We start from the raw sequence: 25,355 nt of genomic DNA, 5'->3' as shown, positions 1-25,355 counted from the left end.
ATGACCACGAACTCTTCAACCGGCGCCTCCTCCTGGTGGACGCGCTCGTCCACCGCCAGGCTCGCGGGCCTCGTCATGCTGGCCGCGGGCCTGCTGGCCTGGCAGCGCGCGGCGAACTCCGCCGAGGACGCCGTCAGGATCCCCCCACCCGCGCTGGACGAGAAGGCCCCTTCCGCCCAGAGCGAAACCGCCGTGTTCGCGGGCGGCTGCTTCTGGGGCGTGCAGGGCGTGTTCCAGCACGTGCGCGGCGTGAAGCAGGTGACGTCGGGCTACGCCGGCGGCGCGGCCGGCACAGCGCAGTACGAGACCGTCAGCAGCGGCAACACCGGCCATGCGGAATCCGTGCAAGTCACGTTCGACCCGGCGCAGGTCACCTATGGCAAGCTGCTGCAGGTCTTCTTCTCCGTCGCGCACAATCCCACGCAGCTCAACTACCAGGGTCCGGACCACGGCACGCAGTACCGCTCCGCGGTGTTCCCGCTTGGCGCCGAACAGCGCAGCATAGCGCAGGCGTATATCGCGCAACTGGGCAAGGCCAATGCCTTCAAGGCGCCGATCGTCACCCGCATCGAGGACTACAAGGCCTTCTACCCGGCGGAAAGCTATCACCAGAATTTCCTGACCAACCATCCCGCGCATCCCTATATCGTCGTCAACGACCTGCCCAAGATCGGCTACCTGAAGCAGATGTTCCCCGACCTGTATCGCAACGATCCGGTGTTGCTGAAGGTGGCGGGCTCGTGATGGCGGCGGCGATCCGCCTGCGCAGGCGGATCGCCGCTCGATCAGGTCCGGCCCTTGAGAATGGCGGTGCCGGCGTACCGCGCCCGCGCGCCCAGCGTTCGCTCGATGCGGATCAGCTGGTTGTACTTCGCGGTCCGGTCGGAGCGGGAAATGGAGCCGGTCTTGATCTGGCCGCATCCGGTCGCCACCGCCAGGTCCGCGATGCTCACGTCCTCGGTTTCGCCGGAGCGATGCGACATCACCGCCGTGTACCCGGCCGCATGCGCCACGCCTACGGTGTCCAGCATCTCGCTCAGCGTCCCGATCTGGTTGGCCTTGACCAGGATCGCGTTCCCGATACCGCTCCCGATGCCCGCGCGCAGCAACGCGGCATTGGTGCAGAACACATCGTCGCCGACCAGCTGGCATCTGTCGCCCAGCCGGGACGTCAGCAGCTTCCAGCCCCCGGCATCGTTTTCAGCCATCCCGTCCTCGATCGAGAAGATCGGGTAGCGTGAGGCGAGTCCGGCCAGATAGTCCACCTGGGCCTCGCTGGACCGCGTCACGCCCTCCCCGCGATAGACGTATTCGCCGCCGGTAAAGAGCTCGCTGGCTGCGGGATCGATGRCCAGCATCACCTCCGTGCCCGCCCGGTATCCGGCTGTCTCGATGGCCCGCAGGATAAAGTCCAGCGCCTCCTCGGCCGTGCGCAAGTCGGGCGCAAAACCGCCTTCGTCCCCCACATTCGTATTGAAGCCCGCCGCCTTCAAGGCAAGCCGAAGCGTGTGGAAGATCTCCGACGCCATGCGCACGCCTTCGGCGAAGCCCGGCGCGCCCACCGGCACGATCATGAACTCCTGGAAATCGATCGTATTGTCCGCATGCGCCCCGCCGTTGATGATGTTGATCATCGGCACGGGCAGCACACTGGCGCGCGGGCCGCCGATATGCGCGAACAAGGATGAGCGCGCGGACGCGGCCGCGGCGTGTGCCACCGCCAGCGAAACGCCCAGCAGCGCATTGGCGCCGAGGCGGCTCTTGTTCGGCGTGCCATCGAGCCGGATCATGATGTCGTCGACCTGCCGCTGCTCGCGGGCATCGACGCCGGCAAGCGCCGCGCGCAGCTCGGTGTTCACCGCGCCCACCGCGCGGGTCACGCCCTTGCCCAGGTAGCGCCTGGGGTCGAGGTCCCGCAACTCCACCGCTTCCCGCTCGCCCGTCGACGCGCCGGAAGGCACCGTGGCACGGCCGGCCGAGCCATCGGCCAGCGTGACCTCCACCTCCACCGTGGGATTTCCCCGGCTGTCCAGCACCTCATATCCCTGTACCTGCGTGATCTGGCTCATCCGCCACTCCTTTCATTAGAAATGCTTGGCCAGCGGCATCCGGCACGAAAGCTTCGTGAGTAATACTCACGCTACCGGATCGGCTTCCGAGGCTGGTTGCCGTATTAATTTGCTGCCGCAATGGCAATGGAAAGGATGTTAGATTCATCCCGCCGCCGGCAAAACCGAGTTAATTTCCCGTATTCGTCAGTTTTCTTCATACAAGGACAGTTCATGCGGACGCTGCCCCCCATGTCCACGCTGCGCGCCTTCGAAGCCACGGCGCGAACCGGCTCCATCACGCGCGCCGCCGAAGAGCTATGCCGCACGCACGGCGCGATCAGCCGGCAACTGCGCCTGTTGCAGGAGCATGCCGGCACGACGCTGTTCGACAAGGACGGCACCGGGGTACGCCTTAACGAGCGCGGCCAGGGCATGTACGACGTGGTGCGGTCCGTGTTCGACCAGCTTGAACAAGGCTACGGCCGGCTGATCGACCAGGCGCGCGGGCCGAGCCTGCACGTGGCCTGCAGCGCCACGTTCGCGATGCGCTGGCTGGTGCCGCACATGGTGGACTTCTACCGCCTGCGGCCCGACATCCGGATCCGCCTGTCCATGACCTCCGCCCGGGAAATGCGCACGGAAGGCGCCGACGTAGTCATTGCCTGGGACCTGACTTCCTACCCCGAGCCCGACCGCCAGCGCGCGCTGCACCTGGCGCCGGTAGCCTTCGGGCCCGTGTGCGCGCCGTCATACGCCGGCTCCGTGCGCTCCGGCGTGCGCATTACGCATGACTTCACGTCCAGCGCCTGGGACCAGTGGGAAGCGCTATCCGGCCAACGCATCGCCCCCGCCGGCGAACTCACCTTCCCGCACACGCACCTGTGCATTGAGGCCGCGCTCTCCGGCGCAGGCGTAGCGCTGATCGAACAGCGGCTGATCCGCAAGGAGCTAAGGGATGGACAACTGCTCGCGCCATATGGCTTTGCGCAGTTCGAGTACGGGCTGATGGCGGTACCTGCGGCGCGCGAACTGCCGAAGGACGCCGAGGTGTTTATCGCATGGTTGCGGGATAAACTGGCCGACGAGCCCGAACCGGAGACGTGCGAGAAACCGGATGGCAAGCCTACCGCCAGGATGCCTCCCAAGCGCCGGAAAAGCCCTGCGGGACGCACCAAAGCATAGCGAGCGCGCCCAGTCCCCCCGGCCCCTCCAGCAAGCGGGAGCGTGGAGCGAACCAGTGGAGACCCGACGGCAGTTCGCGTCGAACGTAGAACCGAAACGAAGGCCACGAAGAACCAAAGGATGTCAAAGAAAAGCGATATCACCAGCGCACGATTCGGTCTAAACGTGTGGAGCGCCCCCAAGGGCGGGCCACACCCCAGCGCGATGCGAAGCGAGCCGTCAAGGTGTACCAGGCCGTATGGGGCGCCTTCTTTGCCTACTTTCTTGGCAAGACAAGAAAGTAGGTCGCCGCCCCGCAGGGGTGGTGAAACTGCCTTTGACTTTAAGCTTTTGAAGTCAGGCCTTTGACGTTAAACCCTTGACATCAACGTTCAGCGACTGCAACCACCCACCAGACCCAACCATGCACCAACAACCCACCAATCCCACCCCCACCTCCAAACCCGAGCAATACCAGAACCTCATCACCCAAGCACGCTCACTACTGGCAGACGAAACCAACCCCATCGCCAACGCCGCCAACTTCTCCGCCCTGGTATTCCACTCCTTGCAAGACCTCAACTGGGCAGGCTTCTACTTCTACGACGGCACCGAGCTGGTAGTCGGTCCATTCCAGGGCAAACCCGCCTGCGTACGCATCGCCCTCGGCAAAGGCGTCTGCGGCACCGCAGCCCAGACCCGCAGCACGCAAGTCGTCCGCGACGTCCACGCATTCCCCGGCCATATCGCCTGTGACGCCGCCTCCAAATCCGAGATCGTGGTCCCGCTGATCGCCGCCGACGGCACGCTCATCGGCGTGTGGGACGTGGACAGCCCGGTGGCAGGCCGCTTTGACGACGAAGATGCGGCAGGCATGGAGGCACTGTGCAAGGTGTTCATCGAACTCGGCTGGCCTCAGGCATAGCCGCCCCCCCATCACCTGCGGTCAGCCCCGGCGTACACGCATGCCTGAATTGCAAGCGCCTCTTACGCAGAAACGTGGCGAACCGTACACAGCACAGGGAAATGCGCCGCAAGGGGATATAAGCTGACAGGTATGCAAGGACGCCGGCCGCATCCAATGCCTGGTGCTGCACACGCCCATCCGACGGCAGCGGGTGCGGCGCTGCGCCGCACCCCGATCCAGCGGAATCAGGCCCACAGCGCCCTTGCAGGCGGCGGCTCGCCACTATAATCGGCCACCCATTGTCTCCATACAATATGCCCCTCACTCGTCGGCTCATCTTGTGGCTCGCGCTGCTCGGCATGGTGCTGCATGCACCGTGGCCACAGATGGCCCACGGGCAGGTGGACGGGCAGATGGCCGACATGACGATCTGCAGCGCAAGCGGTATGCGCGTTGTCCCGATCGACGAGCAAACGCACTTCCCTGAGGACGCACCCGGCAGCCATCACAGCCTCGACGATGCCCTCTGCTGCCTGGTCTGCGCGGATCTTGGCAACACCAATGCGGTGCCGCACGCGCCGTTCGCCTTTCTCCCCCACCTCACCCCGCTTGGTCTTGCGCGGCCGGCATTGCAGCGCAATGCCTACCAGCCTCCGGGCCTCCTGCGCGCAACGGCCCGGGCGCCACCCCTGGCATGATCGCCTTCGCCTGATCGCCCCCCCGCTCCGCGGGCGCGCGTCCATGCCACGAGCGGGCTATCGGTCCGCTCCAGACTTGCCCGGAACACCATGAATCCAGACCCTCGCGCCGGCATCGCCGGTGGCGCCTTGCCGTCACCGGCATTTGCATTAGCTTTCGTCAGCTGCGGCTGTACCTTGCTGTCGGCTGCCATCCTGGGGGCCGGCAGCGCCCACGCCCAGGACAGCGGCACAACGCCAGCCGTCGCGGCAGGCCAGGGGGCGCCGGGGGAACGGACCCTGCCCGCGGTACAGGTCACCGAAACCCGGTCCTTCGCCGAGAAGAATCAACTGCCGCAAACGACCGAGGGCATCACGGCACAGCAGGCGGCCGAGACCATCAACGTCATGGGCACCGAAGACATGCTCAAGTACCTGCCGGACGTGCTGGTGCGCAAGCGGTTCATCGGCGACACCCAGTCGCCGATGGCCACGCGCACCACCGGCATCAATGCCAGTGCCCGCAGCCTGATCTACGCCGACGGCGTCCTGCTATCCACGCTGATCAATAACAACAACGGCAACGGGTCGCCCCAGTGGTTCATGGTGGCGCCGCAGCAAGTCGATCGCATCGACGTGATGTATGGCCCCTTCTCCGCGGCCTACCCCGGCAACTCGTATGGCGCCGTGACGGAAATCACCACACGGATGCCGAAGGCCTTCGAAGGCAGCCTGGAATTCACGGGCGCCGTGCAGCATTTCGGCAAATACGGCACCAGCGAGAACGAGCCGGCCCAGCAATACAGCGCCACACTGGGCGACCGCGTGGGCAAGCTGTCGTGGTGGTTCAATGCCAGCCACCTCAACAGCTTCAGCCAGCCGCTCAGCATCGGTACGGTCAGCCAGTCGACGACCCGGGCCGGCGCCGGGCTGCCGGTCATCACCGGCGCCATCGCGGACCGCAACCGTACAGGCGGCGCGATCCAGGTGATCGGCGCGGGCAACTTCATCCACACATTGCAGGACAACGCCGCCGTCAAGCTGGCCTATGACTTCACGCCGACGCTGAGCGCGGCCTACACGCTGGGCTACTGGCAGAACAGCTCGAAGGCAAACGCCCAGACCTACCTGAGCACCGCCGCGGGCACGCCCTTCTATGGCGCCCAGAGCGGCAGCGTCAATATCGGCGGGTTCGCGTACAACGCCAACACCATCGCCGGCCAGTTCTCGAGCAACAACATCGAGCAGCAGCACCTGATGCAGAGCCTGAAGGTGGAAACCCATACGAAGGGACTGTTCGACTGGGAAATGACCCTGAGCAATCTCTACTATCTCCGGGACCTGAGCCGCCTTTCCACCGGACTCTACCCAGGCGCGCAGAGCGGCGGCCCCGGCCGCGCCACCGACATGAGCGGGACCGGATGGACCACGGTCGATCTCAAGGGAATCTGGCGGCCGCAGGGCGCCGCGGGGGCGAACATCGTCAGCTTTGGCGCGCACTACGATCAGTTCAAGCTCGCCAGCCCTACGTACACGACGGCGAACTGGACATCGGGCAGCAGCGGCCCGCTGTTCAGCAACTCGCTTGGCAAGACACAGACCAGCGCGCTGTGGCTGCAGGACGTCTGGCGCGTGGCACCGGGCTGGCAGGCCACGCTGGGCGGCCGCTACGAATGGTGGCGCGCGTATGACGGTTTCAATTTCTCGACGGGCAGCAATGGCGTGGGGGTGCCGATCAACCAGCCCGGCGTGGACAAGTCGGCCTTCTCGCCCAAGGCGTCGGTCACCTGGGACGCGACCGAGACATGGTCGGTCACCGGCTCGTTCGGCAAGGCGTATCGGTTCCCCACCGTCGGCGAACTGTATCAATCCATCCAGACCGGCACGACATTTGTCCAGGCGAACCCCTTCCTGCAGCCGGAGCGCGTCATGTCCGGCGAACTGGCCGTCGAGCACCATGCCAACGACGGCAAGATGCGTCTCTCGGTATTCAACGAGTACGTGTCGAACGCCCTGATCTCGCAAACGTCGACGATCCCCGGCTTTGCCACGCCGGTCTCCTTTACGCAGAACGTGGGCAAGACACGTCAGGTCGGCGTGGAGCTGGCAGGCCAGCAGGACAACGTGCTGATCCACGGCCTGTCGTTCTCCGGCAATGTGACCTACGTCGATTCACGCATACTGTCCAACGACAGTTACGTCCCCACCATTCCGGGCGCGACATCGGTCGGCAAGCGGGTCCCCTACGTGCCGACGTGGCGCAGCACCCTGGCGGTAACGTACCAGCCGGACAGCAAATGGGCCTACACCCTGGCGGCGCGCTACAGCAGCCGCGTCTATGCGACGGTCGACAACACGGACATCAACCCCGCCACCTATCAAGGCTTCGAGAGCTTCTTCGTCATGGACGCGCGGGTGCGCTACCAGTTCGACAAGCACTGGAGCGGCGCGCTGGGCGTGGACAACCTCAACAACCGCAAGTATTTCCTGTTCCACCCGTTCCCGCAGCGCACGTTCTACCTGACGGTGAAGTACGCGCTGTAGGCGGTGGCGGCCCTGGCAGTACCGCACCGCATACCGCTGGCTCCTACTCAGGCTGGATGCCAGCCGTCTTGATGATCTTGCCCCAGCGGTCCAGCTCGGCAAGCTGGAATCTGGCGAGTTCCTCGGGCGAAGACACCTTCACCTCCATGCCGTTCTCCGTCACGAAACGGCGGATCGACTCGGTTGCCATGGCTTTGCGCATCAGGTCGTTGAGCCGGTTGATGACCGGCGCCGGCGTGCCCGCTGGCGCGTAGAGCGCGTTCCAGTAACCGGACTCGTAGCCCGCCACGCCCTGCTCCGCGATGGTCGGCACGTTGGGCAGCAGCTGCGAGCGCTGCGGGCTGCTGACGCCGAGCGCGCGCAGCTTGCCGGCCTTGACCTGCGGCAGGCTGGTGGTCAGGTCGACGATCATCACGTCGGTCTGTCCGGCGACAAGGTCAATCACGGCGGGCGGATTGGCCTTGTAGGGGACATACGTGAGTTTGGTCCCGGTCATGTGCTGGAACTGCTCGGTGGCAACCCGCGCCGACGATGAGCCCGAGCCGAACGTCAGCTTGCCCGGCTCCGTCTTCGCCAGCGCGATGAATTCGGATACGTTCTTGGCCTTCACGTTGGGGTTCACGACCATCAGCATGTAGCCCTGGACCACCTGGCCGATCGGTGCGAAGTCCTTGATGGGGTTGTAGGGCAGGTTCTTCACCAGGTGCGGATTGGCGGCCTGCGTCGTGTTGGTGGTCATGAACAGCGTATAGCCGTCAGGGGCCGCGCGCGCGACAAACTGCGCCGCGATGCCGCCGAATGCGCCGGGGCGGCTGTCGACGATGACCGGCTGGCCGGTTTCCATGGTGATCTGGGCGCCCATGGCGCGGGCCAGGCCATCCGTGGTGCTGCCGGGACTGGAGCCGATCACGATGGTGATCGGCTTGGCCGGATAGGATTGCGCGCCGGCCATGCCGCACGCGAGCACGCCCATGGCGATGGCCGCCAGAAATTTGATTTGCATCTTGTCTCCTGTGATCCTGGTTATCGTCTTTTGGGGCTGAGGAAGGCGGCTGCCGGCGCTCAGGTGGTGAGGCTGAACTCCGGCCGTTGCCCGGCCAGCGCCTGGGCAATGCTTGCCAGGACCATCTCGCCCATGGCCGCCCGCGTCTGGTGCGTGGCGCTGGCGCGGTGCGCCTGCAGCGTGACGTTGTCCAGCGCGAACAGGGCTTCGGGCACGTTAGGCTCATCGACGAAAACATCCAGCCCGGCGCCCGCGATCCGGCCGGCTAACAGCGCCGCGACCAGATCGTCTTCCCTGACCAGCCGGCCGCGCGCGACGTTGATCAGGTAGCCATCCTTGCCCAACGCGTCGAGGACCTCGGCATTGACGATGCCCTCTGCCTTGTCCGCGGCGGCGGCAAGAATCAGCGCATCGCTCTGGCGGGCCAGTTGCACGAGGTCGGCCACGAAGGGGTGAGGGACATCCTCCATCGCCCTGAGGTCGGTGTAGGCGATGGGGCAGCCGAACGCCGCCATGCGGGCCGCGATGGCACGGCCCACGCGGCCCATGCCGACAATGCCCACGCGCATGCCGCTGACGCGGCGAGCCAGCGGGATCGCGCTTGGCTGCGGATGCCGGACCCAGTCGCCGGCGCGGATAAACCGATCGCCCGGGCACATGCCCCGGCAAGTGGCGATCAGCAGGCCCACGGCGAGATCGGCGACGTCCTCGGTCAGCGCCCCGAACGTCCCGGTAACCGGCAGGCCGCGCGCGCGCGCGTATTCGAGGTCGACCGCATCGGTGCCGACACCGTTGACCGCCACCACCTCGAGCGCGGGCAGTTGCTCCATCATCGCCCTGGCGATGCCGGTGTGGCCGCCGGTGACGACCGCGCGGATCGAGGCGCCGTGCTCGCGCAGGTAGGCATCCTTGTCGGCTTGCTCGAACAACCGGTGCACGGTGTAGAGCGAATCCAGCTGGTCGTTGATCGCAGGGACCAGGATCGGGTTGAGCTGGAGGATGTTGGCTTTCATATCGGGGTCCTGTCAGGAGGGAACCGCTTTTGAGGGGCGTACTCTCGTTATCAGTCATCCTATGACATGGCAAACCTTCAAGCAAGGGTACACAGCGAATTCCAGGGTTAACACCGGAAAAATCGAACCAGGAACACAGCAACAGCCGCGAACGCATCACCTCATGTTGTATGACAACATAACATGTGAGCAGCAAATCACGACGCCATCCAGGAACCAGGCAAGCCGGTTGGGAAGAGCGCGCGGCAAGGGCATTCATGCCAATGAAGCGGCGGTCCCGGCGAACCGCGCCAGCCATCCCGCCCCCTGTAGAATCAGCCTCCATGCAACCCTGGGATTTCCCGCATGGACTCTCACGCCCCGGATCGCAGCGCGCTGACGCCGCTGGCCTATCACGCAACGGTGGTCGACTACCTGCGCAGCCACGAGCCCGACGTCTGGCGCTGGGCCAGCGCGCGCACGACCCGCGCCGAGCACCTGGAGGCGCTGCGCGTGATGCTGTTGCGCGATACCTATCGCATCGATGCCGAGGCGCATGCCGATGTGCATGCGGCGCTGGCCCAGGCCATGGCGCGGCTGGGCGTCGATGCGCGGGCTACGCTGTACCAGTCCCCCGGGCAGGAGATGAACGCCTCGCTGGTCTATGTGCCCGGCGAGGTCCACATCATCCTGCAGGGGCCGCTGCTGGAGCGACTGTCGGCGGTGGAGCTGCTTGCGGTATTCGGCCATGAGCTGGCCCATTACCTGCTGTGGTCGCGCGACGACGGCCGGTTCCTGGTGGCCGACCGCATCCTCAACGACGCGCTGGCGGCGCCCGGCACCAGCGGCAGCCATCGCGAGACCTACCGGCGCTATGCCTTGCACACCGAGCTGTTTGCCGACCGGGGCGGCGCGGTGGCCGCCGGCGCGGTGGCGCCGGCCGTGTCGACGCTGGTCAAGGTGCAGACGGGCATAGGCAGCGTCGATGCAGCGGCCTACCTGCGCCAGGCCGCCGAGATCGAGTCGCACGAGGCAGGCGCCAGCAACGCGCACAGCCACCCGGAGACCTTTATCCGCGCCCGCGCGCTGGCGCTGTGGTGGGAGGGCGCGGCCGGCCTGGACCAGTGGATCGAGACCCGGCTGCATGGTCCGCTGGCGCTGGAGCGGCTTGACCTGCCGGGGCAACGGCGGCTGCAGGCGCTGACGCGCGGCTTCCTTGCCCATTACCTGGCCGGCACGCCGCTGGCGAGCGAGGCGGTGCTGGCACAGGTGCGCATGCTCTTTCCCGACTGGCGCGACGACGAGCCCGCGGTGGGCCCGGAGGCATTCGCCGCGGAGGTGGCCGGCGATGACGTGCGCGCCTACCTCAATGCGCTGATGATGGACCTGGCCCTGGCCGACCCGGACCAGCAGGAGGCGGCGCTGCTGCGCGCCGGCCGGGTGGCGCAGGCGCTGGGCAGCCTGGACGCGCTGCACGGCAACCTGCGCCGCGATGCCGGCTTCGGCAAGCGCGAGATGGACCGCTACAACCGCCAACTGGCCAAGGAGGCCCAGGCATGAACGACAGCACGATCGCCAACAGCGCGCCGCGTACCCTGCGCGCCTTGATCGAGGCGCAGGCGGGCGCGGCATTGCCCACCGACGACGTACTGGTGCTGATGCTGCCGCTGTTCCAGCAGGTCGCCGCGTTGCACGCGCAGGGCAGGGTCGCCTCGCTCGACGCCGACAGTATCCTGGTGGGCGAGGATGGCGCGCTCGGCCTGCGCCGGCCGGACGGCGAGCTGCCGGTCATGGATATCGGCGCCGTGCACCGGGTGCAGCCGCATCCGGCTTCGGGCCTGAACATCGTCGGCACGTTGCAGCGCGGCCATGCCGACGACGGGCGCCGCGAGGAAACCGACCTGACGCTGCAACTGGATCCCGCGGCGCCGATCGAGCGCCCGGTGTACCTGCCCGGCCCGGCCAGCTGGGAGTTGCTGGTCGGCCACCACGACGAGATCGGCGACATCTTCCTGCTCGGCATGGCGCTGGCCAGCCTGGCCTGCGGCGCGGACCTCGCCGACGAGGACGATCTGCGCGAGTTCGTTGCCTGCCGGCGCAACCTGTTCCTGCTGCACGAGCGGCTGCACCCCATCGTGGCCGCGGTGATCGTGGAGATGACCGAGATCAACCGGCACGACCGCGCCACCGACGTGGCCTCGCTGGCCACGCGGCTGCGCACCTGGCGCGAGCAGCCGCTGGCCCTGGAGGTGGAGCGTGCGCTGGCCGGGGCCAGCGGTGCGGCGCCGCGCCGCACGGCGGTGCTCGCGCATCTGCGCGACCGCCTGTTCGACCTGTCCCGGCGCAACCGCCTGCTGTACTTCCGCCCCACCGCGGCCAGCGTCAACCTGACCGTGGCCAGCGTGCCGCTGATGCTGCAGATCGAAAGCGTGCGGCCGGAGCACATCTGCACTTGGGGCGGCCCGTTCGCCGCCGAGCTGGTGGACGGCAAGCCGGTTTCGCTGCAGCGCTGGCTGCGCTTCGACGACCAGCCCTACCTGCCGGCGGCGCTGGACCGGCTGATCGCCGAAACACGCCGCGACCGTGCCGAGTTCGGCTTCAGCAACCTGCGCCTGGTAGTGGCGTTCCTGCGCTGGCACAACCTCAAGGAAGCACCGGACGAGCGTATCGTGACGCCGCTGCTGTGGCTGCCGGTGGAACTGGTCAAGCGCAAGGGCGTGCGCGACCAGTACGTGATCCAGTGCACCAGCGGCGAGGCCGAGTTCAACCCGGTGCTGCGCCACCACCTGAGCCAGCTGTACGACATCCGCCTGGACGAAACGGTGGACCTGGGCAAGACCTCGCTGGCCGAGATCCATGCCAGTCTCCTGGCGCAGATCCGCGGCTCCGAGCCGTCGGTGGAACTGCGCCTGGTGGACAAGGCCGCGGTGCGGCTGGTGCGGCAAAAGGCGCTGCAGCGCATGCAGCAGTTCCAGCGCCGCAAGCCGGGCGTGGCCGCCGCGCGCGCAAGCGGCGGTGGCTGGCTGCCGCCTTACAGCTATGCGCAGGACGACTACCGCCCGCTGGGGCGGGCGCTGTTCGAGCACTGGGTCCGGCCGAGCGAGCTGCCACAGCGCTTCGAGGCGGGCGCCGCGCCCAGCGCCGGCCCACGCCAGCCGAATATCGCCCAGCCTGCTGCCGGCACCGCCGATGCTGCCGATGCCGGCGACCGCAAGGGCTTTGTGCTGCAGGAATCCGAAGGCCACCGCTATGCCTGGGACCTGGACCTGACCCAGGTGACGCTGGCCAACTTCAACTACAAGAAGATGTCGCTGGTGCGCGACTACGCGCAACTGCTGGACGAACCCGGGCCCAACCCCGCCTTCGACCGCGTGTTCTCGATCGAGCCGCGTGACATCGAGACGCAGGCGCCGGCACCACTGGCGCCGGGCGAGCAGTGGAGCGTGGTGGCGTCCGACGCCACGCAGAACGCCGCCGTCGGCCTGGCGCGCAGCCAGCGCAGCTTCATCATCCAGGGCCCGCCCGGCACCGGCAAGTCGCAGACCATCACCAACCTGATCGCCGACTACGCCGGACGCGGCAAGCGCGTGCTGTTCGTCTGCGAGAAGCGCGCCGCGCTGGACGTGGTGTTCCACCGGCTCAAGCAAAGCGGGCTGGATCCGCTGTGCTGCCTGATCCATGACTCGCAGACCGACAAGAAGGCCTTTATCGCCGATCTGCGCGCCTGCTATGAGCAGTGGATCGCCCAGCCGCACGACGGCGACGCGGCCGCGGCGCGCCGGGCACAGGTGGCCGGGGCCCTGGCGGGGCAGCAGCAGCGTATCGACCGCTTCGAGTCGGCGATGGCGGCCGCGCCCGAGGCGCTGGGCGATAGCGTGCGCGTGCTGCTGCGCCGCGTGGCCGGACTGCCCGCGGCGCCCGAGACCGGCCCGGCCATGCGGGAGCGCTTGCCGGCGCTGGCCAGCTGGGATCGCCAGCGCGAACTCACCCAGCGCGTGCATCGCGCCATGCGCGAGCGCTTCGGCATGGACGCGCTTGCCGCGCACCCGTTCGCCCGGCTGCCGCGGGAGCTACTGGCCGACGAGCGCGCTTTCGGCCGCGCCGAGCAGTTGTGCAGCGATACCGAGGCGCTGTTCGACGCGCTGGACCCGCTGCTGGACAGCACCGCCAGCCTGATCGGCCACGACACCGCGCTGGAACAGGCCCGTGCGATCGCCGCCGATTGCCAATGGCTGCTCGACACCGGCCTGGCCGCGCACCTGGATCTGCTCGATCCGGCATCGCCGGCACAAGGCGCGCTGCGCCAGGTGCGGGCCGAACTTGAAACGCGCGCCCAGGCGCTCACCGCCGCCCAGGCAGCGACGTCCAACTGGCGCGACAAGCTCAGCTCCGGCGACACCGAGTCGGCGCTGGCGCTGGTCCGGCGCCTGGAGCCGTCGCTGGCGCGCTGGCTGCAGCCAGCCTGGTGGCGCCTGCGCGGCGAGCTGAAGCGCCGCTATGACTTCGGCAAGCATGCCGTGCATCCGGGCTTCGGCAAAGTGCTGGAGGCGCTGGCCGCCGAGCACGCGGCCGGCGCCGCGCTGGCCGCGTGCGATGCCGACAGCCGCAAACGCTATGGCGTCGTCGCGATGCAGGACTTCCTGCGCGCGCTGGCCGAACTGGAGCAGCGCGCGCAGTCAGCCAGCGGTCCGCGCGAACTGGTTGCCCATCTGCGCCAGGCTGTCGATCCGGCCGCCACGGCGCGCGCGCAAGCCGGCGCGCGCGAGGCGCTGGACAAGCTGGCCCTGCGCGTGCGCGACGGACTGACCCTGGCCCCGGACGCGCGCCTGGGCGACATTGCCGAGTTGCTGCGCGACCTGCGCGAAGCGCTGGATGACCTGCCCGACCTGCTGCCGCTGCTGCGCGCCGTCCATGCCGCCGATCCGGCCTGCGCCGCCACGCTGCAGTTGCTGGACCACGCACCGGCGCAACTGGAGGCGCTGGTCGCCGACGAGGCGTTGCGCCGCCTGGAGCGCGAGAGCCCGGCGCTGGCGCACTTCAGCGGGGCGGCGCTGGCGCAGGCCGCGCGCGCGGTAGCGCAGGGCCAGCGCGAGCTGCTCGCGCTCAACGCCCAGGTGATACGCGCAACGTTGCACCGGCAGTTTGCCGAGCACGTGCGCCAGTCCTCGCTGTCGGCGACGCAACTGGATGCCGACGGCAAGGCATTCAAGAAGCGCTATGCCACCGGCCGGCGCGAACTGGAACACGAGTTCGGCAAGAGCATGCGCCACCGCTCCATCCGCGACCTCAGCGACGACGAGACCGGGCTGGTCATCAACGACCTGAAGCCGATCTGGCTGATGAGCCCGCTGTCGGTGTCCGACACGCTGCCGCTGTCGCCGGACCTGTTCGACGTGGTGATATTCGACGAGGCCAGCCAGATTCCCACGGAGGAAGCGGTGCCTGCGCTGAGCCGGGCGCGCCAGGTGGTGGTGGTCGGCGACGAGATGCAGCTGCCGCCGACCAGCTTCTTCTCGGCCAGCGGCGCCGAGGGCGACGACGAGATCGTGGTGGAGGAGGAAGGAGAGCGCATCGCCATCAACCTGGACTCGGACAGCCTGCTGAACCAGGCCGCGCGCAACCTGCCCGCCACCCTGCTGGCGTGGCACTACCGCAGCCGCCACGAATCGCTGATCAGCTTCTCCAACGCCGCCTTCTACGACGGCCGCCTAGTGACCATTCCCGACCGTCTGCTGGAGCAGGCCGAGGACGAGGCAGCGCCGCTGCGCTCGGACCAGGAAGACGCCGGCATCGCCGGGGCCGACGCGCTGCTGGCACGGCCGGTCAGCTTCCACCGGCTGGGCGATGGCGTCTACCTCGACCGGCGCAACGCGCCGGAAGCGCGCTATATCGCCCAGACCGTGCGCGAGATGCTGCGCCGCGAGACCGGGCTGAGCCTGGGCATTGTCGCCTTCTCGGAGGCGCAGCAAACCGCCATCGAGTCCGCGCTGGAGGCGCTGGCCAGCGAGGACGCGGACTTTGCCATGCGCCTGGAGCGCGAGTACGTGCGCGAGGACGACGACCAGTTCAACGGCCTGTTCGTCAAGAACCTGGAGAACGTCCAGGGCGACGAGCGCGACGTGATCATCCTGAGCATCTGCTACGCGCCTGGCCCCGACGGCAAGATGCTGATGAACTTCGGCCCGATCAACCAGCGCGGCGGCGAGAAGCGCCTCAACGTGATTTTCAGCCGCGCGCGCCACCGCATGGCGGTGGTGTCGACGATCCAGGCGGAAGCCATCACCAATGTGCACAACGATGGCGCTGCCGCGCTGCGCGCTTTCCTGCAGTTCGCGCAAGCCAGCGCGCGCGGCCAGTTCGAACGCGCGCAGGCGGTGCTCGGCGCCCTGAACCTGGGCGCGCGCGATGCCTTCACGCGCCAGGCCGCGTCCGACAGCATCCGCGACGCGATGGCCGAGGCGCTGCGCTCGCGCGGCCACCAGGTGCACGTCAATGTCGGCCGCTCCCAGTTCCGCTGCGACCTGGCCATCGCCGATCCGTCCGCGCAGGGCTATGCGCTGGCGATCCTGCTCGATGCGCCGGCCGAGGCCGTGGCGGACACCGCCGAGCGCTACGTGTTCCGTCCCGGCATCCTGCGCAGCTTCGGCTGGCGGGTGCTCGACATTCCCGGCAAGGACTGGCTGCACGATGCCGGCGCGGTACTGGCCCGCATCGAAGCCATGCTGGCCGACGGCGAGGACCGCGCGCTGGATGCGGAAGTCGAGCCGCTGGCGCCGGTGGTGACACCACCAGCGCAACCGCTGGCGCCGGCTTCGGATTCAGGTTCGGCCAACGACGCCAGCACCGGCACCTCCGCAAGCGGCGCCAGGCAAGCGGAACTGGTGCGGGCGCTGCGCTTCGAGCAGGGCAGTTCGCGCAAGTTCTGGCGCGCCAGCCTTAGCGGCACCGAGCTGAGCGTCAGCTACGGCCGCATCGGCAGCAGCGGGCAGGTCAATCTCAAGCAGTTCGACACTGCCGAGCGGGCCCGTCGCGAGATGGACAAGCTGGTGGCGGAGAAGCTGCGCAAAGGCTACGTAGAGGAGTAGGAGGGACGGCTGCGGGGGGCCCCGCCCCCTCATTCACAAGGCGTACAACAGGCCAAGCACGAGCAGGCATCCGGCAAGCTTCAGGTAATAGCTGCCGCCGTGGCGGGGTTCGCTTGTGCGCGGTGCTTTGGTGAAGTGCGGCGTCATATTGCTTACCAGGTAGGTTGGCCAGGGGAAGCACAGGCAATGCGCGCTTCGGGCCCGCGAGCACTCAAGCTCCGCGGCGCCACCGAATTGCCGGGCCTTACAAGGTTAGGAACTGGCCCGTGCAAATGGCGTAAAGAGGTATTGCCCTGCCATAGAGCTTTCGTAAATCCCGTCTTCACCGCGGTGCCGCTTCATGTACTTGGGCGGGGGCGGTATCGGACGCGCCCCGGCAAGCGTGCTGCGCGGTGATTCCCCACCTACAATTGATTATCCGGGGCGATCCGGCGCGGACCTTTGCTTTGTTGGGAGCCGGCTATCGCGGTCGCCCCGCCAACCCGTTCGGCCAGGTTTCGGGCAGACCGGCAGCGTACCTAGGTCCGGTCACAGCAGGCCATGGATGACGTTCCGGCAAAGGAGCACGATCGATGCGATCGCCAGGCGGATCCGGCACGCGGCTGAGAGGCATTGCCGCCAGGATCGTGGCGGTCGTCGCCGTGCTGATCGTCGTCAGCCGCGTCACCGGCATGCTGGTTGACTGGCTGTGGTTTTCCTCCGTCGGCTACGCGGACGTCTTCTGGACGATCCTCTTTACCCAGGCGCTTCTTTTCGCCGCCGTCTTCGTGGCTTCGGCGGGCGCGATATGGGCGTCGGGATGGCTGGCGCACCGCTACGCGAGCCCTGGCGCCTGGAAGCTGGAGTCGGCATCTCCGCCCGGGATGCCGGAGGTCCTGAGCGAACTGGTCGGCGACGTCGCGCCCCACGTCCACTGGCGCACCGCCATCGCCGGGGCCGCCGTCCTCGTGGGCCTGTTCCTCGCCGTCAGCGAAGCCTCGGACTGGGACATCGCGCTGCGCTATGTCAATCAGGTGCCCTTTGGCAAAGGCGATCCGATCTTTGGCAAGGACATCGGCTTCTACCTCTTCTCGCTGCCCGCCTATATCGCGCTCAGGAACTGGCTGCTATTGCTGCTCGGCTGCAGCGCGGTCGTCGCCGCGGTGGTGTACGGACTGCGCGGCGACATCGCATTCCTGCAGTCGCCGCGCGGGCTTTCGCCAGCAGCCGCCACCCACGGCTCTGTGCTGCTGGGACTGTTCTTCCTGCTGCAGGCCTGGTCTTACTGGCTCGACCGCTTCCTGCTGCTCTACGGCGACAACGGCGTCGTGGTGGGCGCCGGCTATACCGATGTCCATGTCGGGCTGCCGGTCCTGTGGCCGCTGATCGGCCTGGCCACCGCTGCCGCGGTCGCCTCATTGGCCAATATACGCTGGCGGAGCTATCGGATTCCCGCGGCGTCGGCGCTGATCGTGTTCGGCGGCGCATTCGTATTCGCCGTGGCCTACCCGGCGCTGTTCCAGCGCTTCTATGTCAAGCCGAACGAGCTACAGCTGGAAACGCCCTATATCCAGCACAATATTGCGCTGACGCGGGAGGCCTATGGCCTGGCGCAGATCGCGGTAAAGCCGTTTCCGGCCCAACAGAACCTGAATCTCGCCACGCTCCAGGCCAATCGCCCGACCATCGACAACATCCGCCTGTGGGACTTGCAGCCGTTGCGGGATACCTATGCGCAGTTGCAGGAGATCAGGACCTATTACAAATTCCTGGCGACGGACATCGACCGCTACCGGTTTGCCGCCGGCTATCAGCAAGTCATGCTTTCGGCGCGGGAACTGGAGCCGTCGCTGCTGCCGGCAAATGCCCAGACCTGGGTCAACCTGCATCTGCTGTTCACCCACGGCAACGGCGTCGTGATGTCGCCGGTCACGGAGAAATCCGCGGAGGGCTTGCCCTCCCTTTACCTGAAGGATATTCCGCCCGTCTCCAACGGCGGCCCCGCCATCCGCGAGCCGCGCCTGTACTTCGGCGAAGGCGGCAAGGGCTACGTTATCGTCAACGGCAACGCGCCAGAGTTCGACTATCCCAAGGGCGACGAGAACGTCTATACAAACTACAGCGGGCGCGACGGCATCGGCATCGGCAGCCTGGCGCTGCAGGCCCTCTTCGCCTGGCAGTTCGACGATCCCAACATCCTGGTGACCGGCTACATCACACCCTCAAGCCGGATCCTGCTCCATCGCAACATCCAGGACCGGGTACGCACGATCGCCCCGTTCCTCGGCCTCGACCATGACCCCTACATCGTCGCAAGCGGCGGGCGGCTTTACTGGATCCAGGATGCCTATACCACCAGCCGCTGGTTCCCGTACTCCCAGCCGGCCAGCGAAGACGGCGACAACTACATACGCAATGCGGTCAAGGTAGTGATCGATGCGTACAACGGGACTGTCGACTTCTATGTCAGCGATCCCGCCGATCCCATCGYGCGGACGTACCAGCGCATTTTCCCGGGCCTGTTCAAGGCACTGGGCACGATGCCGCAGGACCTGCAGCAACATATCCGCTATCCCGAGGACCTGTTCCTGATCCAGGCGCAGATCTACCGTGCCTACCACATGGAAGCGCCGGAAGTCTTTTACAACCGGGAGGATCTCTGGCAGTTCCCCCGCAAGCTGGCCGACATTGACGCCGGGACCGGGGCCGGGACTGGCGCCGGCGCGCCGATGTCGCCCTACTACATGATTGTTCGGCTCCCGGCGGAGCCGCGCGCCGAGTTCGTTCTGATGCTGCCGATGGTGCCCAGCCGGCGCGAGAACATGATTGCGTGGCTGGCGGCACGCTGCGATCCTCCCGACTACGGCAAGCTCGTCGTCTACGCGTTTCCCAAGGACAAGCTGATCTACGGGCCGTTCCAGATCGAAGCGCGCATCCAGCAGAACACCGAGATCTCCCAGCAGATTTCCCTGTGGAACCAGATGGGTTCGCGCGTCATCCGCGGCCATCTCCAGGTCGTGCCCATCGAGAACGCGATACTCTACGTCTCCCCGCTCTACCTGCGCGCGGAGTCCGGGCAATTGCCCGAGCTGAAGCGGGTGATCGCCGCCTACGGCGACCATGTGGTCATGGAGGAGACCTTGGGCGCCGCACTGGCGGCGCTCTTCAAGGAAGCCGCCCCCGCGGCGGCGCAGCGCCAGGGCACGTCGGACAGCCGCGCCCGCGAGGCACTTGCCCACTATGACCGCGCCATGGAGCGGTTGAAAGCGGGCGACTGGACCGGTTTTGGCGCGGAACTCGATGCCCTCCGGCCACTGCTCGAAGCGCTCGGCGCCGGGCGTTCCAATGAACAAAAATGACGGCCGGCTATGCCACTGGCAACTGGTGACTGGTAACTAATGGCATCCGAGGATGAGGCCCATATCCAGGTAGGCCAGCTGGGCACTGAAATGGCCAGCGGCGGCATGAACAGCGCGCTGCGCGACGCCGCCCGCTTTGCCGAAGTGATACGCAAGGCCACCTCGGGAGACCACCCGGATACCATCGCTGGCAAAGCGGTTCGGATCGAACCATCGCAGGACCATCGAATCGCCGGAGACGTTCGCCAGTGCGGTCCAGGCCGTCTATGCGGCGATCCCCCGCCAGGCACTGCGCGGATATCGGCACCGGCGCTGATCGCGCTGGCCTGCGCGGCGGGCATCCTGCGCTGGTCGATGATCGGCCTGGCCGAAACGGCCAGCGTAGCCATGCTTGCGCAATTGCTGCAAGGCGCCACGCTCGGCTTCACCCAGCTTGGCGCAGCGCAATACATCCGCACCCGCGTACCGGAGCAAGTCATCTCCAGCGGCACCGGGCTTTACGCAGCCTGCGCTGGCCTGCTGACAGCCAGCTGTGTACTGCTGGGCAGCTTCCTCTTCGCCAGCGTCGGCGGACGCGCCTTCCTGCTGACTTCGGCCATGTGCGGCGCCGGCCTGGCGGCGGCGCTTGCCTTGCAAGCGCATGAGGCACGGCAGGCAAGCGGCCTGGATGCAGGATGAGTCAACGGGCCGGGCGGACATCGAACGGGAAAGCCGCCGGGTAGTCTGCGCTCCGTCCTTGCGGGTGAAGCGCCGCTTCCCGTCGTCGCGCATGGCGGCATGCGGATCGCCGGCGGGGTAGCTCACCGCGTCGCCCGGCGTGCGGTCCTTCAGATCAAAAGGCAAGCAATCACGATCTGTGCGGATTTCAAGGTGGTGCGCCATGCCACCCGCCGCCAAACCGGCAACCATGCCCGGGAGAAGATGCGCCTTACTGTGGCCGTTCCGTGCGGCGGAACCGCTTCCAGAGCCGTCGCTGATTTTCCCGATCAGCGACGAGGCGTGCCGACAGGAATCCTCTGGCATAGATTGCGCCGCCTGAGACACTTTCGTTGGCCTGCTGAAGACAACCGAGGAGGTGGCCAGCCACGGCCATGTCATTGCCCCAGCCAAGGTCATCCTGCAGCCTGGCGAGCACGCCGCGAAAATTGTCCAGCGACTTCCGCCGGAACAGCGACGCGAAAAATTCGGCTGCATAGCGCAGCTTCTTTGCGGCAATACGAGCGCGATGCCGCCGTGGCGCGTCGAGCTTGTGCAGCCCTCGCCCGCGACGGACAAGCTTGCGATGGCGCGCGCGCAGCACATCGCGAGCCAGCTCGCTTGCCGGCATGGCCAGCAGCATTTGCTTTGACGGTTCCGCATCCCCCTGCCAGGACGCAACCGCCATCCAGTGTCCCAGCGCGAGAACCAGCCGCGCATAGCGCGCGGAACGAACCGCTTCGGCGGCATCATGCCGTCGAGCACTCGCAATCTCCGCGGCGGCCTCGCTGACACGCCGAAGACCAGGGAGGTCCTCCTCCCCCGCCGAAACCTGAGGCAGCGTCGAATGGGCAAGCACCTCCCAGTCCCTGGACTTGCCCAACTCGCCTGCAATCCATTTGATTTCGTCCTGCAGCTCGGCGGGCAGCGTGACCACGCCGGAGAACATATCGAGCGCAGAGCGAAAACGGCGTAGCCCGACGCGCATCTGATGTACGCCCTCCGGCGACTGCGCGCTCGCGACTACAGCTTCGTTGGCGTGGACTTGCGCAAGGCAGTTCCGCGCGATCTCCCGGAAAGCATCCCCCACGGAGCCCTGCCGCTCCAGCACGAGCGGCTTCGCACGCACGGCTTTCGGCTTCTCGCAGACAAGCAGGCCGTAGCCGCGATCGCCTTTGCTCGCCAGGCTAAGGCGCACCGGCACCGTGTCGGCCAGATTCAGCGCCAGTGCATAGAGGTGGTCCGCCTTGCCACGCTTGAGTTCCAGCTCCAGTTCGGAAAATGACTGGCTTGATTCGCCGGCAACCACGGTACAGGTATCGATCGCGAGCTCGACTTCATCTCCCTCGGGAAGCCCTAGCAGCCACACAGTGCGACAAACGTCCGTACAGAACGCCGGTGCCAGTTGCTCCTGTAGCTGGTGCGTCTTCATCACCGGTGAGAGTGGCGATGTCTCAGGCACGATCGCCAGCAATGCAGCGATATCGGGCGCGTTACCGGCAACCGGCGTTTCGTACTCTTCTCGCTCGAACAGGCCCGCACGGCGTGCGCCCGCTGACTTCAAGGTCTGCACATAGTGACCGGCCGCCTGACGAACCCGGAGCGATGCGGCCTGCCGCCAGAGCAGCAGATCCGGTGTGTCGAAATAGTCGCTACGCAACGCTTCCTCGCGCGGCGGTTCCACCTGCAATGTCGGGAGCAGGGGAAGGTCGCGCAGCACGTGAGACTGTTCCTGCGCAAGCTCGAACTTCAGTGCCCTCTCCATGGCATGTCTCCCCGCCTGAACCACGAACGTGCGTTTGAAAGGTGCTACGGGATTTTCCGGCGGGCGGGCCGCCACCCATGCCGCGCAAGCGGTCTCCGGGAAATTCCCTGAGGAACGCTAGCCTGCGAATTGATATCCTAAGGTTAGACCCTCGTTAATGCCTGGAGGGTCGCACATTGCGTCGGGAAGACATCCGTTCGCCCGCGTATGCACATCCAGCCAACACGGCGGGTGGAGCCGCAAGAAAGTTGAGCCGGAGTTCGCCACTGCGCGCTGGCGGACTCCGTGCACACCATAACAGCGAGAGTGCATGGAAAGTAACAAGCGCGCCGGCTATTACGAATTTAAGGCCTACACCGAGCCACTTACGAATGGAAAGCACCAGGGATTCGTTCTTGTCCGCCATCACACACTTGCCGGGACACTGCAGACGGTGTTTCGCGCGGGACGGCCTTCCATGGAAGAAACCGAGGCCTTTGCCATGGCCGAGACGCGGGTCGCCGATCTCATTGAACTGATCGGCAGCGGTCGGCTGCCCCCGTCTTCGCGGGCGCATCCCGGCTAGCTGCCTTGGGACGAACGCCGTGGAAGTGGTCGCTACGCCAGTTGAAATTCGAGCCCCCATTTACAGCAGCACTGAGAGCCCCGGAACCTATGTCCAAGACCATCAAGAAGCAGTACCTGAAGGCGCTCAACCGACGCCTGAAGAAGGAATCGGCAGGCCGGTTCGACACGGTGTTTGTCTTCTATCCAGTGGGCTCAAAGCCGAAAAAGGCGACCGGCGTGACAGCAAGCGCGCCCGCCGATGAGCAGGTCCTCGCAGTCATGGACGCGGTCCAGGCTCGCGTATTCGCCAGGTTCGAGGATTCGGCAAAGCGCGGATAGGCAGATATTCCGGCGACGGCAGGCCGCGTCGAYGCCATGACGCAAATGCAACCCGGGCCGTAGACTAGTTCCCTTTTTGCTTATCCCACGGCCTCTTCTCCCGCGCGATGAGGTTCCGGGCTTCATGCTGCTGAAAGCTCACCATACAAATCGGCGGCTTGGACGAGCTCAACCGTCGCGCAGCGCTGCAGGCCAAAAATCCATCTTGCATATATCTGACTTATCAACTACTGTTTCGTCAATAACATCGATGAGGTCTCACCGTGGATCATTACTCGAAGGAGAACTATCAGCTCATGCAGAGCGTAGGGTTCTTTCTCAACCGTGCCCGCGACGGCCTCCTGATCGAAATGGATGCGGCTCTGAGAGACCTGGACATCACTGCCCAGCATATGGGGATTCTGCTCCTCCTGACGCGTGGCGAGGCCCACACGCCGTTCGAGATGAGCAAGCTGCTCTGCATCGACAGCGGCCTGATGACCCGCATGCTGGACAAACTGGAAAGCAAGGGCCTGCTGGCGCGCAGCCGTAGCGTCGACGATCGCAGGATGGTCAACCTGACGCTGACGGAGAAGGGCATGGCCGTCGCAGAGCGCATTCCGGAAGTGGCGCCGAAGGTGCTCAATGCCCGACTGAAGATGTTCAGCCCGGAGGAATTCACTGAATTTCGCCGGCTCCTTGCCAAATTTGCGAATATTTGATCGCTTTTTTTTGCTTATTTAACTGACAGGTCAGATAATGTACAATCAGATTACCTCCTCGACACGCCGCTTTGCCGGCCCCGCGCTCTCGGTGTTGATGGCGGCGGTCCTGGCCGGCTGCGCCAACTATGCCGGCATCCACAGCGACAAGCACATCGCCGAAGCCACTGCCTAYGCCACCACGCAGAGCATCCCCGCCGAGCAAGGCCGCTGGCCTTCGGCGGACTGGACCGACCAGTTCGGCGATGCCCAGCTCATGACGCTGATCGGCGAAGCGCTGCAAGGCAGCCCGTCGCTGGAAAAGGCCCGGGCTCGCGTGGCGGCCGCCACGGCGCTCAGCGAGGGAGCCAATGCCAATACGCTGCCGCAGGTAGGCGCCGGCTATTCCTGGACGCGGCAACGTTTCTCGGAAAGCACGCTCGTGCCGCCCCCGTTCGCCGGGTCCTGGCAGTCGGAGAACAAGGCTGTCATCAACGCCTCTTATGAACTCGATCTGTGGGGCAAGAACCGCGAAGCCCTGAAGTCCGCCGTATCCGCGGTGCACGCCAGCGAGGCCGAGGCGGAACAGGTGAAGCTGACGCTAAGCAGCGCGATTGCCCGGGCCTACAACGAACTGGCCCGCCTCTACGCGCTGCACGACATTGCGCAGGACGAAGTGAAGCAGCGCCGTGGCGTGCTGCGCGTGACTAACGGGCGCGTGACCATGGGACTGGAGACCGAGGTCGAGAAGCGCACCGCCGAAGCCAACCTGGCCGCCAGCGAAGTCGCGCTCTCCTCGCTCGACGGCAATATCCAGCGCACGCGCTACCAACTGGGCGCGCTGCTCGGCCAGGGTCCGGACCGTGGCCTGGCGATCAGCCGCCCTGCCCTGGCCACCGGCGACGAAGTCCGCCTGCCCGACAACCTGCCGGCCGATCTGGTCTCGCGCCGTCCCGACATCGTCGCCGCTCGCTGGCGCGTCGATGCCACCCTGCATGACATCAAGGTGGCCAAGGCGGAGTTCTATCCGGACATCAACCTGTCCGCCGCGATCGRCCTCGACGCCTTTGGCTGGGGCCGCTTCCTGCGCGCTGCCAGCCGCACGGCCTCGGCCGGTCCCGCGATTCACCTGCCGATCTTCGATGGCGGCGCGCTGCGCGCGCAGCTCAAGGGCCGCTACGCCGATTTCGACTTTGCCGTCGCGAACTACAACGAGACCCTGGTGAACGCCCTGACCGATGTTGCGACCCAGCTCTCCGATATTCGCGCCTTCGACACGCAGATCGACAGCGCGCTGCGCAGCGACACCGCCGCGCAGCGCGCGCTGACCCTGGCTCTGGCGCAGTACAAGGCAGGCCTGACCAACCAGCTCACCGTTCTGAACGCGCAGACCAATGCACTCTCCAGCAGCCAGGCGGTAGCCAACCTGCGCATGAATCGCCGCGACCGGCAGATTGCCCTCGCCGCGGCGCTGGGTGGCGGCTACACGGATGCCTCTGACTCAACCAGACAGGCGGCACAGTCCCGCTAACTCCGCTCTCAACGAAAACAAACACGAACGCGAAAACGAA

The 25,355-nt window shown here is 66.4% G+C and carries 17 protein-coding genes; 13 read left to right on the top strand and 4 right to left on the bottom strand.

Annotated elements, in window-relative coordinates; genetic code table 11:
- Complete coding sequence (gene msrA / locus AC1DN0_RS09080; RefSeq protein ID WP_441626027.1) at positions 1-744, top strand: peptide-methionine (S)-S-oxide reductase MsrA; 744 nt, start codon at positions 1-3, stop codon at positions 742-744.
- A 41-nt stretch (positions 745-785) separates the two neighbouring features.
- Here msrA and eno read toward each other — a convergent pair whose 3' ends face one another.
- Positions 786-2,069, bottom strand: a complete 1,284-nt coding sequence (gene eno / locus AC1DN0_RS09075) for a phosphopyruvate hydratase (RefSeq protein WP_477145664.1) — start codon at positions 2,067-2,069, stop codon at positions 786-788.
- 213 nt (positions 2,070-2,282) lie between these two features.
- On the opposite strand from eno, the gene AC1DN0_RS09070 reads away from it, so the two are divergent.
- The 4 genes from AC1DN0_RS09070 (at position 2,283) to AC1DN0_RS09055 (ending at position 7,340) form a co-directional block, all read left to right on the top strand.
- Complete coding sequence (locus tag AC1DN0_RS09070; RefSeq protein WP_441626023.1) at positions 2,283-3,233, top strand: LysR substrate-binding domain-containing protein; 951 nt, start codon at positions 2,283-2,285, stop codon at positions 3,231-3,233.
- Between the two features lie 403 nt (positions 3,234-3,636).
- Positions 3,637-4,137 (top strand): GAF domain-containing protein, encoded by a 501-nt coding sequence (locus AC1DN0_RS09065; protein WP_441626021.1) that lies wholly within the window; start codon positions 3,637-3,639, stop codon positions 4,135-4,137.
- A gap of 320 nt (positions 4,138-4,457) precedes the next feature.
- Positions 4,458-4,817, top strand: coding sequence for a DUF2946 family protein (locus AC1DN0_RS09060; protein ID WP_441626019.1), 360 nt, complete (start codon positions 4,458-4,460; stop codon positions 4,815-4,817).
- Positions 4,818-4,907: 90 nt separating this feature from the next.
- Positions 4,908-7,340 (top strand): TonB-dependent receptor, encoded by a 2,433-nt coding sequence (locus tag AC1DN0_RS09055; protein WP_441626017.1) that lies wholly within the window; start codon positions 4,908-4,910, stop codon positions 7,338-7,340.
- Positions 7,341-7,383: 43 nt separating this feature from the next.
- Here the strand turns inward: AC1DN0_RS09055 and AC1DN0_RS09050 are convergent, their stop codons facing one another.
- Positions 7,384-8,343, bottom strand: coding sequence for a Bug family tripartite tricarboxylate transporter substrate binding protein (locus AC1DN0_RS09050; RefSeq protein WP_441626015.1), 960 nt, complete (start codon positions 8,341-8,343; stop codon positions 7,384-7,386).
- Between the two features lie 59 nt (positions 8,344-8,402).
- Entirely contained in the window at positions 8,403-9,356 is a 954-nt protein-coding gene (locus AC1DN0_RS09045; protein ID WP_441626013.1) for a 2-hydroxyacid dehydrogenase, read from the bottom strand.
- A gap of 345 nt (positions 9,357-9,701) precedes the next feature.
- On the opposite strand from AC1DN0_RS09045, the gene AC1DN0_RS09040 reads away from it, so the two are divergent.
- The 4 genes from AC1DN0_RS09040 to AC1DN0_RS09025 all read left to right on the top strand — a co-directional run bounded on the left by AC1DN0_RS09040 (position 9,702) and on the right by AC1DN0_RS09025 (position 20,436).
- Entirely contained in the window at positions 9,702-10,895 is a 1,194-nt protein-coding gene (locus AC1DN0_RS09040; protein ID WP_441626011.1) for a M48 family metalloprotease, read from the top strand.
- Positions 10,892-16,420, top strand: coding sequence for an AAA domain-containing protein (locus AC1DN0_RS09035; protein ID WP_441626010.1), 5,529 nt, complete (start codon positions 10,892-10,894; stop codon positions 16,418-16,420). The genes AC1DN0_RS09040 and AC1DN0_RS09035 overlap by 4 nt, the downstream gene beginning before the upstream one ends.
- A gap of 572 nt (positions 16,421-16,992) precedes the next feature.
- Positions 16,993-19,758 carry a UPF0182 family membrane protein gene (locus AC1DN0_RS09030; RefSeq protein ID WP_477145663.1) on the top strand — a complete coding sequence of 922 codons (2,766 nt, stop codon included), beginning with the start codon at positions 16,993-16,995 and terminating at the stop codon, positions 19,756-19,758.
- Between the two features lie 39 nt (positions 19,759-19,797).
- Positions 19,798-20,436, top strand: coding sequence for an MFS transporter (locus AC1DN0_RS09025; protein ID WP_441626006.1), 639 nt, complete (start codon positions 19,798-19,800; stop codon positions 20,434-20,436).
- Positions 20,437-20,686: 250 nt separating this feature from the next.
- Here the strand turns inward: AC1DN0_RS09025 and AC1DN0_RS09020 are convergent, their stop codons facing one another.
- The gene (locus AC1DN0_RS09020; protein WP_441626004.1) at positions 20,687-22,219 is read right to left on the bottom strand and encodes a CYTH and CHAD domain-containing protein; all 1,533 of its coding nucleotides are present in this window, start codon (positions 22,217-22,219) and stop codon (positions 20,687-20,689) included.
- A gap of 310 nt (positions 22,220-22,529) precedes the next feature.
- Between AC1DN0_RS09020 and AC1DN0_RS09015 the strand changes: the two genes are divergently transcribed.
- The 4 genes from AC1DN0_RS09015 to AC1DN0_RS09000 all read left to right on the top strand — a co-directional run bounded on the left by AC1DN0_RS09015 (position 22,530) and on the right by AC1DN0_RS09000 (position 25,315).
- Positions 22,530-22,784, top strand: a complete 255-nt coding sequence (locus AC1DN0_RS09015; RefSeq protein ID WP_441626002.1) for a hypothetical protein — start codon at positions 22,530-22,532, stop codon at positions 22,782-22,784.
- An 89-nt stretch (positions 22,785-22,873) separates the two neighbouring features.
- The gene (locus tag AC1DN0_RS09010; RefSeq protein ID WP_441626000.1) at positions 22,874-23,104 is read left to right on the top strand and encodes a hypothetical protein; all 231 of its coding nucleotides are present in this window, start codon (positions 22,874-22,876) and stop codon (positions 23,102-23,104) included.
- Positions 23,105-23,367: 263 nt separating this feature from the next.
- Entirely contained in the window at positions 23,368-23,805 is a 438-nt protein-coding gene (locus tag AC1DN0_RS09005; RefSeq protein ID WP_441625999.1) for a MarR family winged helix-turn-helix transcriptional regulator, read from the top strand.
- Positions 23,806-23,842: 37 nt separating this feature from the next.
- Positions 23,843-25,315 (top strand): efflux transporter outer membrane subunit, encoded by a 1,473-nt coding sequence (locus AC1DN0_RS09000; RefSeq protein WP_477145662.1) that lies wholly within the window; start codon positions 23,843-23,845, stop codon positions 25,313-25,315.
- Positions 25,316-25,355 lie beyond the last annotated feature (40 nt).

This window comes from Cupriavidus sp. 05N39 (assembly GCF_056397325.1).
Note: the sequence above shows the minus strand (reverse complement) of the source record. Positions and strands in the feature narration are given on the sequence as shown.